This window comes from Komagataeibacter sp. SM21, from assembly GCF_041402665.1.
Lineage (GTDB): Bacteria > Pseudomonadota > Alphaproteobacteria > Acetobacterales > Acetobacteraceae > Komagataeibacter > Komagataeibacter saccharivorans.
In genome coordinates this window covers 175747-192110 of sequence record NZ_JBGLOV010000002.1, presented here as the reverse complement: position 1 = coordinate 192110, position 16364 = coordinate 175747, and the positions used below count along the sequence as shown (strand labels likewise).

Genomic DNA, 16364 nt, shown 5'->3' with positions numbered 1-16364 from the left:
GGCCGGGCCGTGGACAATCTCAGGGACGAACTGCTGGCGGTATTCGATGCGGAATACCGCGACCACCTCCGCGCCATACGGGGCATTGTGGCGGCAGGCTGCCCGGATGCGCGGGCGGTTGCGGAAATCTTCCGTCGTGTCCACTCCCTCAAGGGGGCGGCCCGCGCGGTGGAACTGCCGGTTGTCGAAGGCGTGGCCCATACGCTTGAAAACCGTCTTTCAACATTGCTGGCGGCGGGATCGCTGCCTGATGCTGCCGACCTGAAGGCCATAACCGACACGCTGGACGAAATCGACCTGCTCATGACCTCCGCCCCGCCGGATACGGATGTGGTGGAGGATGTTTCCGTGCAGGTGGACAATCCGGCCTATGTGCAGGTGCCGGTGGCGCGGCTCGATGCGCTGGCATCCGCCGTGCATGATCTCATGTCGGTGGCGGACCGGCATGAACGGTTGTGGGGGCAGGTCATGGACCTGCTGGCGGACCAGCGCGCGGTGATGCACGCGCCCGAACACATGCGCGCCGACCCGGTGGCCGAATTCGCCCGCATGACCCGCAGGCTCATGGCGGTGGGGCGCGAGCGCGAACTCATGGCCGGGCAGATCGACCGCGCGCTGCTGCGGCTGGGGGAGGAAGTGCATGCGGTAACCCTGGTGCCCGCCGAAAGCGTGTTCGGTTCGCTTGCGGCCATGGCGCGGCGTATCGCGCGCGAACATGGCGGCCCGGAAGCCGGTGTGGAAGTACACATGTCGGGCATGGGGGTGCAGACCGAACGCCGGGTGATGCAGGCGCTGCGCGATCCGGTCATCCACCTGGTGCGCAACGCCATTGTCCACGGGCATGAAACCCGTGCCCAGCGGCTGAAGGCGGGCAAGTCGGAACGCCTCAACATTACCATTTCCGTCACCCTGACCGGGGTGCGGCTGCAGGTTGCGGTCAGTGATGACGGGCGCGGCCCGGACCTGCGCGCCATTGCCGCGCGGGCGGCGGGGCAGGGGCTGGTCCATGCCGATGCGCCGCTGGATGCGCGGCAGTTGCTGGCGCGCGTGTTCGAGCCGGGATTTTCCACGCGCGGACAGGCGGACAGTCTGGCCGGGCGCGGGGTCGGCCTGTCGGTCGTGGCCGAGGCGGCGCGCGCACTGCACGGCACCGTGCGCATGGAACAGCGCCAGCCCGCGGGCACGACCGTAACCCTGACCGTGCCGGTATCCCAGCGACAGCGCACCGTGCTGCTGGTGGAAAACGCAGGCCAGACGCTGGGTCTGCCCGGTCGGGTCATACGGCACCTGCTGCGCATAAGGCGCGAGGAAATCCGCATGCTCAACGGCATGCCGTTCGGCGTGGTGCCCCATCCCCCCGATGGAACCCGCCCCGAGATTGCCCCCCCTGCGGAGGAGGAGCTGGTGGCGCTGGTCCCCCTCCACGCCTTTGTGGGGGATGAGGATGCCGCCCTGCCGGTCCGTGACGGCGCGGTCAGCGTGGCGGTGATGGAAGTCGATGGCGTGCGCTGCGGGTTCGCGGTGGAACGGATGCTGGATGTGCGCACCCTGCTGGTATCCGATGCGACCGCCGTGGGGCTGGACAGTGAACTGGTGCCCGGTATTGCGTGGGCACGCGACGACCAGCCGGTTTTCGTCCTCAGTCCCGACCGGCTTTTCGCGCGCTGGCGGCTGCGCGGCAATGCCGGTGTCGTGCGCTTCAGCGATGTGGACAGCGCCGCCCCCATCGTGCCCGTGCGTCATGCGCCGCTGGTGATGGTGGTGGATGATTCGATCACGACCCGGACATTGCAGAAAACGATCCTTCAGTCCCACGGTTACGATGTCTGTCTGGCTGTCGACGGGGAGGAGGCGCTTGCCCTGCTCCAGCAGTCCTCGCGGCATGTCGATGTGGTGGTGACCGATGTTGAAATGCCGCGCATGGACGGGTTTGGGCTACTGGCGGCCATGCAGGCCGATCCGCATCTGGCGGGCATTCCGGTGGTGCTGATGACATCGCGCGATGATGGCGATGACGTGCGCCGTGGTATGGAAGGGGGCGCGCGGGCTTATCTGACCAAGCAGAAATTCGATCAGGGCGAACTGATCGACACCATCAGGGGCCTGTTGTGAGCACCATCACGGACCAGCGCCCCCGCCGGGTCCTGGTTGTCGAGGATTCGGCGGTGCTGCGCCACCTGCTGACGCGCGTGGTCGCGGGCGATCCCCGGCTTGAACTGCTCGAAGCCGTGGAAACGGCGGAGGAGGCGCTGCGGCTTGTCCCGCTCCTGCGACCGGACGTGATTTCGATGGATATCTGCCTGCCGGGCATGGACGGGCTGGAAGCCACCCGCCAGATCATGGCGCATTTCCCCACACCCATCGTCATTGTCAGCGATACGGTGGGTGGGGAAGCCACGCGGATATCCATGAACGCACTGCGGTCGGGGGCACTGGCGGTGATCGAGAAACCGCAGGGCCTGTGCGGTGCCGCAGGGGGTACGGGGGCGCATGCGATCGCGACCCAGCTTTATATCATGAGTCAGGTGCCGGTCATCCGGCGCAGGCTGCTACAGGCCGAACCCTTCCGGCATAAGGGCATGTGGACGCGCCCGCTTGATATCCGCCCGCGGATTCTTGCCCTTGCCGCCTCTACCGGCGGGCCGACCGCCTTTGCGCGCGTGCTGGGCGACCTGCCCGCCGATTTCGGGCTGCCGGTCGTGCTGGTGCAGCATATGGGCCACGCCTTCATGGAAGGGTTCGCGCAATGGCTGGACCAGCAGGTGGCCCTGCCGGTCACGCTGGCGCGGCACGGGATGCCACTGGAACGCGGTCGCGTTCTGGTGGCGCCGGGCGACCAGCACATGACGCTGGGCACGCGCGGCGAGATCGTGCTGCATGATGGCGCCCGCGTACAGGGGCAGCGCCCTTCAGCGGACGTGCTGTTTTCTTCCGTGGCACAGGTCTTTGGCTCCGATGGTCTGGGCGTGCTGCTGACCGGCATGGGGGAAGACGGCGTGGAAGGGCTGGGCCGCATCCGCGCCCGCGGCGGCTATACGGTGGTGGAAGACCGCAGCACGGCGGTCATCCATGGCATGCCCGGTGCGGCGGAACGCGCGGGTGCGGCCTGCATCAGCCTGCCGGTGCATGAGATCAGCCCCCATATCATGAGGATTATGGCCGGTGGCCAGACCCTTGCCGACACCCCCCTGAAAGGATGACCGCACGCTGATGCCCCTGACGAACGGAGAGGATCACCCCGACACGCTGCTGCTGGTCGAGGATTCGGACACGCAGGCCCTGCGCATCCGCCGCATGCTGGAAGGTCACGGCTTTCACGTCCATCGCGTGGCCAGCGGGGAGGCGGCGCTGGATACCCTTGATGAGGGTCTGCCCGGTCTGGTGATCGCGGACTATCACCTCCCCGGCATGAATGGCGGCCAGCTTGCCCGCCAGCTTCGCATGAATGCCGTAACGCGCACGATCCCTGTCCTGATCCTGACCGAAGGGATCGAGCCGGGGCTTGAGCGCGAGGGACTGGAAAGCGGGGCGGATGCGTATATCCCCAAATCATCCGATCCGGCGCTGATCGTCTTTCGTATCCGCGCGCTGCTGCGCGAACACGCAGCCCATACCCCCACGTTACGGCCGGAGCGGGTCTTCCGCCGCGCGCGTATCATGGTGATCGCACCCGAACCCGCGCGGCAGCAGGCGGTGCCTGAACTGATCGGGCAGTTGCGGCGTGACGGGCATATCGTGACCCTGTGTCATGATCCCGCCCTGCTGGACCCGTCCGTGCTGCATGACCCCGAACATGTGCCCGACTGCGTGGTGATCGACCTTGCGTGCCGGGAATTCGACGGGCTTGAAGTCTGTCGCAGGCTGGATGAATGGCGGCAGGAGGATCTGCTGTCGGGCAATGTGCCGCTGCGCATACTGGGCGTGGATGGCGCGGCGCGGCCCGATGCACGGGAATTCGCGGCCCGTGTGTTCGAGGCGGGGATAGATGATCTCGTCTCACGCGATGTGGGGCCTGCCGCGCTGGCGTTGCGTATCCGCGTTCTGGTGCGGCGCAAGCTGCTGCAGGATGACGTGCGCCGGATCGAGACGGAACGTCAGGCGCGTGAAATCGCGGTCAAGAGCGCGCGCGCGGAAGCCGCCGCCATCGCATCCAAGGCATCGCTGGCCGAAGCGCTGGAACAGGCCAACCGTGAACTGGCCGATGCCAACCACAAGCTGATCGAGACACAGGCCAAGCTGGTGCAGACCGCCAAGATGGCCTCGCTGGGTGAACTGGTGGCGGGTATTGCACATGAAATCAACAACCCGCTGGCCTTCATCCTTGCCCACAAGGATACCGTGGCCAGGGGGCTGGATCGCGTGCTGGGGATGGAAGCCGCATGCACTGACCCCGCGCATGAGGCGCGCGAGACCGTCCTGACCAAATGCCGCGACCGGGTGGGGTCCATGAACATGGGGTTGCGGCGTATCCAGAACCTCGTGCTGAACCTGCGCAAATTTTCCCGGCTGGATGAAGGGCTGTTCCAGTTGATCGATGTGCCGGAAGCACTGGAAACGGTGATGGCGCTGCTGACCCAGAAACTGGGCAGCGGGATCGTGGTCAGGCGGCGGTATGAAGCGCCGGAACGACTGTACTGTCAGGCGGCGCTGCTCAATCAGGTCATCATGAATATTATCAGCAATGCGGCGGATGCAATTCTTGCGGCCCAGCCTGATGATATGTCGACAAGAAGCGGCATCGCGGAAGGGGAAATCGATATCCATACATTCCTGACGCATAACGGGGAGGGACAGGACAGCTACGTCTTTGTCATCACCGATAGCGGCCCCGGTATTCCGCCCGATGTGCAGGAACGTATTTTCGAGCCGTTTTTTACAACCAAGCCGGTGGGGGCGGGAACCGGGCTGGGGCTGGCCATCGCCTACAGTGTGGTGCAGGCCCATCATGGCAGCCTGTCGGTCGGCACGGCCCCGCAGGGTGGCGCGCGCTTTACCATTTCCGTGCCGTGGAACGCGGGGCCGGGTGGTGAAAGCCTGCCACCGGCCCAGTCCCCCGCAGGGGCCGGATACCTGGCGCGCAATGAACCCCCGCAGCACGGAGGTGCAGATCAATGAATACCGATCCCACGGTACAGGCGCGTCCTGTCGTCCTGCTGGTGGATGACGAGGCGGAAATCCTTGTCGCCCTGACCGACCTGCTGGAAGACGCCTTTACCGTCGTGTCCACCACATCCCCCGCCAGGGCGCTGGAGATCCTGTCCACCCGCAATGATGTGGACGTGATCGTATCCGACCAGCGCATGCCCGAAATGGGCGGGGACGTGATGCTGGCCCGCGCGCGTGAAAAATGTGACGCGCAGGCGATCCTGCTGACGGGCTATGCCGATATCGGCGCCGTGGCGGCGGCCCTGAATCAGGGGCGTATCTCGTTCTATTCGCACAAGCCATGGGACCCCGACGCCCTGCGCGCCATGATCGTGCAGGCGGCGGACTACCACCGGCTGGAACGTGAACTGCGCACCGAACGCAGGCTGGTGCACGGGCTGCTGGACAACCTGCGTTCCGGTCTGGGCTTCAAGGACGCGCAGGGACGCTTCATCCGCATCAACCAGCAGGCCGCCGATTTCTATGGCCGCGACATCGCATCCTGTCTGGGCCGGACGGAAGCGGAACTGTGTGACGCGGAACTGCTGCCGCTTATCCAGGCGGCGGAAGAACGCCTGCATACCGAAGGACGGGATGAGGAAACCCTCGAACTGCCCGCCCATATCCGTGGCGGCGCGCAGGGCCGGTGGCGGGAAATCACCCGCGTCGTGCTGGGGGCGCTGGGTGATGGCACGGCGTGTTCCGTCGTCATCAACCGTGACGTGACCCGCCAGCAGGAAATGGCCGCCCGGCTGCGGCAGGCGGAAAAGATGCAGGCGCTGGGAACACTGGCCGGTGGCATCGCGCATGATTTCAACAACCTGCTGACCGCCGTGCTGGGTTCGCTTGAACTGGTGCGCGACATGGGGCCGGAAACGGGGCCGATGGCGCGGCTGCTGGATAATGCCTCCGCCGCGGCACAGCGCGGTGCGTCCCTTACGCGACGGCTGCTCAATTTCAGCCGCCCGCGTGACCTGAGTCTGGAACCGGTGGATGTCAATGCCCTGCTGCATGGCATGAACGACCTGCTGGCCCAGACCGTCATATCCCGGCAGGGCAAGGGTGGTGGGGTGCCCTGTACCATCGTGGTCGATACGGGCGCGTCCGAAGGCGGATTGCCGCCGGTCAATACCGATGCCGGCCAGCTTGAACTGGCGGTGCTCAACCTGTGCATCAACGCTGTGGACGCCATGCCCGAAGGCGGCATGATCCGGGTATCCACGGCGTTGAAGCGGGTGAAGGAAATCGTGGCGGGCACCAATCTGGTGCCGGGCGATTATGTCATGGTCTCGGTTACGGATCAGGGTATTGGCATGTCGCCCGAAACGCTGGCCCGCGTGTTCGAGCCCTTTTTCACCACCAAGGATGTGGGGCGCGGCACCGGGCTGGGCCTGTCGATGATCTATGGTTTCATCCGGCATGTGGGTGGCGAGGTGCAGGTCCGCAGCAGGCCGGGCGAGGGGACGCGCGTTGATCTGTGCCTGCCGGTGCCTGCGGGCGCGGTGGAAGCCTTGCCTGCAGGTGCGGGCACGCCCACCGCAACGGGTGGAGTCACGACCGGGCGGCCGCTGCATGTCATGGTGGTGGATGATGAACCGGGCGTGCGGGCGGTGACGGCGGGTTTCCTGCGCGCGCGCGGGCATGACGTGGTGGAATACGGCAGTGGTGCCGCCGCCGTGCAGGCCATGGAACAGGGGCTGGAACCGGTTGATCTGGTCATCATGGATGTGATGATGCCGGGCATGGGCGGACTGGAAACGGCGCATCGCCTTCAGGCGCTACGACCGGGCCTGCGGGTCCTGTACCTGACCGGCTACGCCAATGCGGGTGCGCTGCCCGCCGGTAGCGCCGATGTCATGCACAAGCCCTTCACCCGCGCGGACCTGGCCACCCATATCGACCGTATCATGAACCGTGCCCCGCAGGGGGCATAGCAGGGCGGGGGTGATGTCCGTGCTGCCCCCTTGTGCTGGCGGAAGAAGGTTTTATCTCTATTATCATGCAAGATCATCATTCATCTCCCCATGACCCGGTCGGGTGGCATGGTACGACCATTCTGTGTGTCCGGCGTGAAGGCCAGGTGGCCATGGCCGGTGATGGACAGGTGACGCTGGGCGCCACCGTCATCAAGGGCAACGCCCGGAAGGTCCGCCGCATCGGTCCCACCGGGCAGATACTGGCAGGTTTCGCGGGTGCGACCGCTGATGCCTTTACCCTGCTCGAACGGTTGGAAAACAAGCTTGAACGCTATCCCAACCAGCTTGAACGCGCCTGCGTGGAACTGGCCAAGGACTGGCGGACGGACCGCTACCTGCGCCGGCTTGAGGCGATGATGGCGGTGGCGGATGCCGAACATTCCTATACCCTGACCGGCAATGGCGACGTGCTGGAGCCGGAAGACGGGATCATCGCCATCGGTTCGGGCGGCAATTACGCCCTGTCCGCTGCGCGTGCCCTGCTGGGGGTTGATGGGCTGTCAGCGGTTGATATCGCACGGCGGTCCATGAAGATCGCAGGTGATATCTGTGTCTACACCAACCATTCCGTCATTGTGGAAACACTGGGTGCGGACGCGCAGGATGGAGTGGCGTAATGGACATTCCCAATCATTCCCCGCGTGAGATCGTATCCGAACTCGACCGCTACATTATCGGGCAGGGCGATGCGAAGCGCGCCGTGGCCATCGCGTTGCGTAACCGGTGGCGCCGTGCGCAGCTTACCGATGCGATGCGTGACGAGGTCGTGCCCAAAAACATCCTCATGATCGGTCCGACGGGCTGCGGCAAGACCGAGATCGCACGCCGTCTGGCCAAGCTGGCGCAGGCCCCGTTCCTGAAGGTCGAGGCCACCAAGTTTACCGAAGTCGGCTATGTCGGGCGCGACGTGGAAAGCATCGTGCGTGATCTGGTCGAGGTTTCGATCAACATGCTGCGCGACCTGCGGCGCAAGGATGTGGAAGCGAAAGCCGAACTGGCTGCTGAAAATATCCTGCTTGATGCCTTGGTGGGCGAAGGGGCCTCGGCCGATACGAAGAACAAGTTCCGGCGTATGCTGCGTAATGGGGAGCTTGAAAACAAGGAAGTCGAGATCTCGATCGCCGAGGGCGGAAACCCCGCGCAGACGGACATGCCGAACATGACGCCGGGCACCGTCATCAACTTTTCTGACATGATGAAGGGCTTCATGAACCGCATGCCGCAGCAGCGGCGCATGACGGTGGCAGCCGCGCGCATCGCCCTGATCCGGCAGGAAGCGGACAAGATGCTCGACACCGACGCCCTGACGCGTGAGGCGGTGGCCCACGCGCAGGATCATGGCATCGTGTTCCTTGATGAAATCGACAAGGTCTGCGCCCGTTCGGCGGAAGGGGGCGCGCGTGGTGGCGATGTCTCGCGTGAAGGGGTGCAGCGCGATCTGCTGCCGCTGATCGAAGGGACAACCGTTTCCACCAAATATGGGCCGGTGCGCACGGATCATATCCTGTTCATTGCATCAGGGGCGTTCCATATCGCCAAGCCGTCCGACCTGCTGCCCGAACTGCAGGGGCGGTTGCCGATCCGCGTGGAACTTGCATCGCTTACGCGCGACGACCTGCGCCGTATCCTGACGGAGCCCGAACACTCCCTGCTGCAGCAGTATATCGCCCTGCTGGGGACGGAACAGCTTACCCTGACCTTTACCGATGATGCGATCGGAGCACTGGCGGAACTGGCGGCTGATATCAATGAACGGGTGGAGAATATTGGCGCGCGGCGGCTCGCTACCGTTCTGGAACGCCTGCTGGAAGATGTATCCTTCACTGCCGCCGACCGCGCCGGACAGAATGTGGAGATTACCGCCGCCGATGTGCAGGAAAAGGTGGCTCCGCTGGCCCGCAAGGGTGATCTGAGCCGCTTTATCCTGTAACAGGCCGGGACTGGAGCCTGCGCAGGGGGCCGTGCCTGAAGGCGCGGCCTTTTGCACGTTGACCGATATCCGCCCAACCGGGCCGCGCGTAACAGGAAAGATGATGACCGACCCCTTCGTGAAGCCAGAGGACGATACCGCCGCAGATGCCATTGCCGAGATCGGTGATGAACTGGCCCTGTTCGATGACTGGATGCAGCGTTACCAGTATATTATCGAACTGGGCCGCAAGCTGCCGCCTTTTCCCGCCGAATGGCAGGATGACGCCCATCGCGTGCCGGGATGTCAGAGCCAGGTCTGGATGGAAGTCCAGCCAGAGGATGGCGTCCTGTATCTGGCCGGGACATCGGATGCGGCCATCGTATCCGGTCTGGTGGCGCTGCTGCTGCGGGTTTATTCCGGTCGCAGCCGCGATGAAATCCTGAATACGGACCCGAAATTCCTGCGCGATCTTGGGCTGGTGCAGGCATTGTCCACCAACCGGGGCAATGGCGTGGAAGCCATGGCGAAGGCCATTCGCAAGGCCGCCGCCGCACTGCCGGTGGAATAATCAGGTCAAGGGTGGGGCAGGCACCGATGGCCTGCCCACCACGTCTGCCTTATGGGGAGACGTCAAATCCCGCATCTTCAACCGCCGAGATCAGGTCGGCAGGATTGGTGCTGCGGCCATCGAAGGTGACACGGGCGGTGCCCTGTTCCAGCGAGACATCCGCCATCGCCACGCCCTCCACGCCTTCCAGCGCGCGCACCACGTTGGCGACGCAGCCATCGCAGGTCATGCCGCTTATGTGCAATGTTAACGTTTCCATTGTCTGGCTACCTTTTTTTCTGTGTTGCCAATCATAATGTGCGCATGTGACCGGGCAACGCAAAAACGGTTTACGCGCAAGGAAGCCCCGCAAATATCCCGTATGGCGGGACTGGGGACGATGGGTAACGGTGTTCCCCGTAGACGTGACCGACATAGGGAACTCCTCAGGCCGAGGCTGCGGCGTGTATCCCCGTTCGTCCATATGGTGGTGGTCAGTCAATGGCTTGCTGTCCCGCTCCCTGCTCTGCGCCGAAAACGTGTGTAAAAAGGAGAAGGTGCGTAGAGTCTCGTTCACGGATGTATTTTATTATCGCTCCTGATGTTAATAAAAATATCCTGTTAGGCAGGAGAAGGCCCTAATTCCACTTTCTGCCACCAGCATTGTGGACGGACAGTTGCGTTGGCGCTGTTTCGTTATGGGTGTCCTGTCTGGGCCTGATGGCGAGATGGAAGCTGCAAATCGCAGCAGATCAGGTCCATGGCGGGGTTGGTATAGGCTGTTCCCGCCTGATCGAAGTGTTTCGTGGCATGTGAATATGAATACGACAGACCGGCAATCATTATAATCACGGGTTGCATTCCCTTCATGGGGAAGCGGTCAACCTTTTACATAATGGGGTATAGGTCCGTGCGGGTGACGCCTTGAACCTTTCTCGCAGCACTGCGTCATGGCCGGGTCACCGCACCCTGCGGTTTTCGACGGGGGCCGCAATCAACGGGCGTAGCTTCCAGACCCGTATCGAGCAGTTTCTGCTTCCAACGCTCAGGGTTGGAGGTGTCGTCATGCTGGAAACAGTTTCGGCAGTCACAAGGGTGATGTTGTTCGCAAGGTAACCCGTACCGTCAGCGCGAGGGTGATCTTTCTGCCGCCCTTACAGTTCGACCTCAGTCCGATCGAACAGGTATTCGCCAAACCTGCTGCGCAAGGCGGCAGGGTGATCCGTTGGGGCGGCATGAAAATGTATGGGTTCACTCCTCAAAAACTCAGGAGATGTCTCCACCTGACTACATAATGGTCTAGGGAGAAGGACGTGCAACTGTCGCGCTATGACATGATATAACGCGGGGCAGGGCGGGGAAGGTGGTAAAAGTTCGTCGTCGGTTGTAGGCGACTCCCTCCGAAAAACCGTCTCCTGAGGTATTGTCCGCAGTGATGGTGACCCCGGCATACTCAATTTCTTCGGGGTATTGGTCATACATACCCGGTCCTGCCGATTCCCGTTTGCGGCTCCTGCAAAGGAAAAAGGGCCAGTGCGTATGGCACCGGCCCTTTTCGTGGTCGTGAATATGGTTCTGCAGGCTGTCGGTCAGTCAACCGTGCTCATGCGGGTTTCATCGACAAACTTTTCAGTGTCATCGTCCAGCTTGCGCGATTTGCGACCGGCAGGCCCATGCACATACAGTGTCTTGCGATCAATCTTCTGGTCGCTGCCCTGGGGCTTGAGTGGCATTTCGTATTCCGGCTTCTGCGCGTGGTCCGCCATCTGCAGGTCGGGATTGAAGACCGAATTGAACTTCCAGATCATGGTCAGGAAGTTGGTCTGTCCACGCAGCGCCAGACGCAGGGCGATACCCAGCGTGTCCTTGATCGCGCTCCAGCCCAGATGCTTGTTGTTCAGGATCTGCTGGGTCTTGACCAGTTCCTCGTAGAATTCACGAAGCGGCAGGGTGGTGGGCATGACGGCATGCTGGATGTCGAACAGGCGGTAGTCGCGTGTCGTCAGCTTGCGGGACTCGCTTTCCCAGATTTCGGTGCCGGGGTAGGGAGTCGTGACGGAAATGTTCACGATATCGGGAATTTCCAGGCACCACTGGCGAATGACCTCGAAGCGTTCGCGGTCCCACGACGGATCGGCAATCAGGTTGATCGCAACGATCAGGTCCAGTGACCGGGCGTAGTCCAGCGCCTCGAAATTGCGGTCCATCGACACGCGCTTGCGGAAACGTTTCAGCCCTTCGGCATCCACCGCTTCCAGCCCGATGAAGATGTAGCTCAGCCCGATTTCTTTCCAGACCGCGAACACTTCCTTGTTGCGCAGCAGAACGTCCGCGCGGGTTTCAAGGTAATATTCCTTCTTGATGTTGCGGCGCTTCACCTCTTCGGCGATGGCAAGGCCGTGTTCGGCATGCACGAAGGCCACATCATCCACGATGAAGATGCCGGGTTCCTTGATTTCCTGCAGTTCCTCCCCGATCACCTTGGCGCTCGCGGTGCGGTAGGAGCGGCCGTAGAAGGTCCATGCGCTACAGAACGTGCAGTCCCACGGGCAGCCACGGGCGAATTCGATGGAAGCGGCGGGATCGAGCGTGCCGATGAAGTATTTGCGGCGGTGACGCAGCAGGTCACGTGCGGGACGGACCTCATCAAGGGATTCGACAAAGATCGGCGGCGGGCCTTCGCCGTCCATCGTCACCACGCCGGGCACCGTTGTCAGGTCCTTGCCCTGTTCCCATGCCTCGAGCAGCAGGCCGACCGTCGCATCGCCTTCGCCCTTCAGGACGCAGTTGACCGCGCCATCCGACAGCGCCAGCACGTCGCGTGCGATGAACGAGATGGAGTGACCGCCAAGGAACAGCAGCACGTTGGGCAGGCGCCGGCGCGTTTCCTTGCACAGGTCGATGATTTCAGGAACGTTTGCCAGATAATTGCCGGAAAAGCAGACGGCATGGGGGCGGAATTTTTCGATCCGTTCCCAGTAATCGGCATGTTTTTCGACCTGCAGGTCGATGATGTCTACCTCATGTCCCTTGTTGCGCGCGGCACCGGCAACCAGTTCAAGCCCCAGCGGTTCAAGACGCAGGAAGACCTTCGTGTACATGAGTGAGCTTGGATGGACGGCCAGTAATCTCATTCTTTTACCTCAGGCATCGATGGGGACAGGGGCGACAGGCATACGCAATCATGGAACAAATTTACAGCCATGCGAGCATGTATTTGTAATTCTTATATATCGCACTCGATTTAAAAAAAATCAGAATAACGAGTGAGGGTGACAATATAACCGCCATCTGTCATCCAGTTCACGGTAATATCACCTATGCAGTCAGATAATACCTATGCATCCTGCATGGTATTTCCTGTCTGGCATGCTTCTTTTTCATGCCCGGCACTCAGGGTAGGGCACCTATGCATTCAGGGCGATGCAGCGACGGCAGTGTCGTCTTGTCCCCTATCGCGGACCGCACTTTCGTGGCAGTGTCGGCACCGCTTAAGCGACGGGGTCGAAATGAAGCTGAACATTGTGGAAAAACTGTCCGCTCGGCTCGGGCTGATGGCATGCGGTCTGGTTGTGCTGGGCGGATGCACCGCCGAAATCGGGCGTATGCCTTATGACAGCGATGTAAAGTGCCTGCGCCAGCAGATGGGTTCCGCCGTGCAGCTCAGTTTTCCCATTGCCGCCAATACCTGCCAGCGTATGAGCGACCACAACTTCATCTTCGGGTCGAAGAAGCATCCGGCCCACCCGCTGCCGCTTAACCTGCGCGGCGCGCCGGACCTTCAGAAGCTGGCGGATGAATACGATTACAGCTACACAAAATAGCGTGTGCGCCGCGAACGGGCGGCGTCAGTTTTCCAGTTCGGTATCCCAGTAAAGATAGTCGCGCCAGCTTTCATGCAGATAGTTCGGCGGGAAAGCCCGTCCGTTTTCCTGCAATCTGCGGCTGGAAGGGCGTGCGGGGGTGCGGCTGGGATACATGCGGATCTGGTGTGGCATGTACGATCCCTTGATCAGGTTGCACGGGCTGCATGCGGTCACGACGTTTTCCCAGCTTGTGCGCCCGCCCTTGCTGCGTGGAATGACGTGGTCGAATGTCAGTTCCTGTGTGGGGAAGCGGGTATTGCAGTACTGGCAGGAAAAGTTGTCGCGCAGGAAGACATTGAAGCGGGTGAAGGCAGGCTTGCGTGCGGCGGGAATATAGTCCTTCAGCGCAATCACGCTGGGCAGGCGCAGACTCCGGGTAGGGGAGCGGACGACGGTGTCGTATTCACTCAGTACCGATACGCGGTCCAGCCAGACGGCGCGGATGGCATCCTGCCATGACCACAGGGAAAGCGGGAAATAGGACAGTGGCCTGAAATCGGCATTCAGGACCAGGGCAGGCAAGTATTGACTGTCACAGGGCACGGACGCATTCCTTTCCGAATGCCGCCGCACGATACGCAGGCGTACTCTGCTATGTTCCGAAGCGAACGCCTGTGATGTGCGTCGTCGTCAGGTAACTGTTGAATCTATTGCAGACCCCGCATGGTGTGGCAAGACATGGCGGAACGGCCGTATGGTTCCCGTCATCGTGCTTCTGGAACGCGCAACAGGAACAATTTTTCCCTACACGCCTGTTATTGATTGAATAATGACAGAAATTACCCGTTTTGCCCCCAGTCCCACGGGCCATCTGCACCTTGGCCATGTCGCATCCGCCCTGGCGGGCTGGCGTGCGGCTACGGAGTCGGGTGGTCGCTTCGTGCTGCGGGTGGAAGATATCGACACGGTACGGTGTCGGCCTGAGTTCATTGCGGACCTGTATGCGGATCTGGACTGGCTTGGCCTGTCATGGCCGCAGCCCGTGCGGCGTCAGTCCCTGCATATGGATGACTATCGCCGCGTGCTGGATGCGCTGGATGCGAACGGGCTGCTTTATCCCTGTTTCTGTACGCGGCGCGATATTGCGGAAGCCGCCAGCGCGCCGCACCGTGCGCCCGATGGCACCATGGTCTATCCCGGCACCTGCCGCCACATGGACCCGGGCCGCCGTGCCGAACTGCTGGCGGCAGGAATGCCTTATGCCCTGCGGCTGGATATGACGCGCGCACTGCAATGGCCCGGTGCGACCGCCCTGACATGGCATGAAATGGGCCGTGGCCCACAGCCCTGCCAGCCACAGCATTTTGGGGACGTGGTACTGGCGCGCAAGGACGTGCCTGCTTCCTATCATCTGTGTGTCACCCATGATGATGCGCTGCAGGGGATAACACTTGTCACGCGTGGGGCGGACCTGATGGCGGCCACGGCGCTGCACCGCCTGCTGCAGCACATCATGGGCTGGCCCGCGCCGCGTTACCGCCATCACCCGCTGTTGTGCGATGCCGGTGGCAGGCGGCTGGCCAAGCGTGACGGGGCGGTATCGGTCCGCGCCATGCGCGTGGCGGGCTGGACACCGGCGCAGGTATGCGCCGCAGCCGGGACGCCGGATCACATATCTGCTGTTTCCTCCGCACCGGGTTCGCACTAGGCTACGCGACCGTTGCCCGGCATCGTGCCGGATGTCTTTCACTGTTTATGGATCTCGATATCATGGATCTCACCGCCGCCCGGCTGGACCGGATCAGCCCCAGCCAGACGATCGCCATTTCAACCAAGGCGCGTGCGCTCAAGGCGGCAGGGAAGGATATTATCAGCCTTTCCGCCGGTGAGCCGGATTTCGACACGCCGGATACGATCAAGCAGGCGGCCATACGCGCCATTACGGCGGGTGAGACCAAATATACCGATGTGGCCGGGACACCCGCGCTGCGCCGGGCCATTGCCGAACGTTTCCGTGCCGATAGCGGGCTGGATTACACATGGGACGAGGTGATCGTTTCCAACGGCGGCAAGCAGATCATCTATAACGCCATGGTGGCGACCATCAATCCGGGTGATGAAGCCATCATCCCGGCACCGTGCTGGGTATCGTATCCCGATATCGTATCGCTGGCCGAAGGCACGCCGGTCATCGTGCCGTGCAGCGCGGAAAACGGCTTCAAGCTCCAGCCTGCCGAACTGGAAGCCGCCATCACGCCGCGCACGAAATGGCTCCTGCTCAACTCCCCCAACAACCCGACAGGCGCCGCCTATTCCGCCGAGGAAATGCGCGGCCTGTGCGATGTGCTGCTGCGCCATCCGCAGGTGTGGATCCTGACGGACGATATCTACAACAAGCTGGTTTATGACGGCTTCCGCGCCCCCACGGTGGTGGAGGTCGAACCGCGGCTGCGCGACCGGACCGTGACCATGAACGGCGTGTCGAAGGCCTATGCCATGACGGGCTGGCGTATCGGCTATTCCGCAGCCCCGGTGCAACTGACCCGTGCAATGAACAAATTGCAGAGCCAGTCCACATCCGGTCCCGGTTCGATCAGCCAGGCTGCCGCTGTCGAGGCGCTGACGGGGCCGCAGGACTTCATCGCCTCCATGGTTGCGACCTATCAGGCGCGGCGGGATCTTGTCGTCGGCATGCTGAACGGGGCGAAGGGCCTGCACTGTGCCGTGCCGGAAGGGGCGTTTTATGTATTCCCCTCAATGGTTGGATGTATGGGCAAGACCAGTGCTGGCGGCACGCTGATCGATACGGACGAGGCCTTCGTGACCGCCCTTCTGGATGAGGAAGGCGTGGCCGCCGTGCATGGCAGCGCGTTCATGTTCGCGGGGCATTTTCGTATTTCATACGCCACTGATACCGAAAGCCTGAAGGAAGCCTGCCTGCGTATCCAGCGCTTCTGCGCGGCGCTGCGCTAGAATGG

Annotated in this window: 13 protein-coding genes; 10 read left to right on the top strand and 3 right to left on the bottom strand. The window is 62.4% G+C overall.

Going from position 1 to position 16364, the window contains the following annotated elements:
* Window positions 1-9: 9 nt before the first annotated feature.
* The 7 genes from ACBR42_RS02885 to ACBR42_RS02855 all read left to right on the top strand — a co-directional run bounded on the left by ACBR42_RS02885 (window position 10) and on the right by ACBR42_RS02855 (window position 9601).
* Window positions 10-2112 (top strand): response regulator, encoded by a 2103-nt coding sequence (locus ACBR42_RS02885; RefSeq protein ID WP_102323247.1) that lies wholly within the window; start codon window positions 10-12, stop codon window positions 2110-2112.
* Window positions 2109-3200 (top strand): chemotaxis-specific protein-glutamate methyltransferase CheB, encoded by a 1092-nt coding sequence (gene cheB / locus ACBR42_RS02880; RefSeq protein WP_371207231.1) that lies wholly within the window; start codon window positions 2109-2111, stop codon window positions 3198-3200. Before ACBR42_RS02885 ends, cheB begins: the two co-directional genes overlap by 4 nt.
* Before the next feature lie 10 nt (window positions 3201-3210).
* Window positions 3211-5115: a response regulator gene (locus tag ACBR42_RS02875; RefSeq protein WP_243705322.1), complete on the top strand. Its 1905-nt coding sequence runs from the start codon at window positions 3211-3213 to the stop codon at window positions 5113-5115.
* The gene (locus ACBR42_RS02870; RefSeq protein WP_371207230.1) at window positions 5112-7079 is read left to right on the top strand and encodes a response regulator; all 1968 of its coding nucleotides are present in this window, start codon (window positions 5112-5114) and stop codon (window positions 7077-7079) included. Before ACBR42_RS02875 ends, ACBR42_RS02870 begins: the two co-directional genes overlap by 4 nt.
* 65 nt (window positions 7080-7144) lie before the next feature.
* Window positions 7145-7738 (top strand): ATP-dependent protease subunit HslV, encoded by a 594-nt coding sequence (gene hslV / locus ACBR42_RS02865; RefSeq protein WP_118963631.1) that lies wholly within the window; start codon window positions 7145-7147, stop codon window positions 7736-7738.
* On the top strand, window positions 7738-9051 hold the full coding sequence (gene hslU, locus ACBR42_RS02860; RefSeq protein ID WP_371207229.1) for an ATP-dependent protease ATPase subunit HslU: 1314 nt from the start codon (window positions 7738-7740) through the stop codon (window positions 9049-9051). Before hslV ends, hslU begins: the two co-directional genes overlap by 1 nt.
* A 103-nt stretch (window positions 9052-9154) precedes the next feature.
* Window positions 9155-9601: a SufE family protein gene (locus ACBR42_RS02855; RefSeq protein WP_371207318.1), complete on the top strand. Its 447-nt coding sequence runs from the start codon at window positions 9155-9157 to the stop codon at window positions 9599-9601.
* A 49-nt stretch (window positions 9602-9650) separates the two neighbouring features.
* Here the strand turns inward: ACBR42_RS02855 and ACBR42_RS02850 are convergent, their stop codons facing one another.
* Window positions 9651-9860: a heavy-metal-associated domain-containing protein gene (locus tag ACBR42_RS02850; RefSeq protein WP_102323252.1), complete on the bottom strand. Its 210-nt coding sequence runs from the start codon at window positions 9858-9860 to the stop codon at window positions 9651-9653.
* A 1309-nt stretch (window positions 9861-11169) separates the two neighbouring features.
* Window positions 11170-12714, bottom strand: coding sequence for a hopanoid C-3 methylase HpnR (gene hpnR, locus ACBR42_RS02845; RefSeq protein ID WP_102323253.1), 1545 nt, complete (start codon window positions 12712-12714; stop codon window positions 11170-11172).
* A 375-nt stretch (window positions 12715-13089) separates the two neighbouring features.
* Here hpnR and ACBR42_RS02840 point away from each other — a divergent pair, with 375 nt between their 5' ends.
* Complete coding sequence (locus ACBR42_RS02840) at window positions 13090-13404, top strand: hypothetical protein (protein ID WP_102323254.1); 315 nt, start codon at window positions 13090-13092, stop codon at window positions 13402-13404.
* 24 nt (window positions 13405-13428) lie between these two features.
* On the opposite strand, the gene ACBR42_RS02835 is transcribed toward ACBR42_RS02840, so the two are convergent.
* A complete protein-coding gene (locus ACBR42_RS02835) occupies window positions 13429-13989 on the bottom strand; it encodes an HNH endonuclease (RefSeq protein WP_110546438.1) in 561 nt (186 codons plus the stop codon).
* Window positions 13990-14215: 226 nt separating this feature from the next.
* Here ACBR42_RS02835 and gluQRS point away from each other — a divergent pair, with 226 nt between their 5' ends.
* Both gluQRS and ACBR42_RS02825 read left to right on the top strand, forming a co-directional pair.
* Entirely contained in the window at window positions 14216-15094 is an 879-nt protein-coding gene (gene gluQRS / locus ACBR42_RS02830; protein ID WP_371207228.1) for a tRNA glutamyl-Q(34) synthetase GluQRS, read from the top strand.
* Window positions 15095-15156: 62 nt separating this feature from the next.
* Window positions 15157-16359: a pyridoxal phosphate-dependent aminotransferase gene (locus tag ACBR42_RS02825; RefSeq protein ID WP_371207227.1), complete on the top strand. Its 1203-nt coding sequence runs from the start codon at window positions 15157-15159 to the stop codon at window positions 16357-16359.
* Window positions 16360-16364 lie beyond the last annotated feature (5 nt).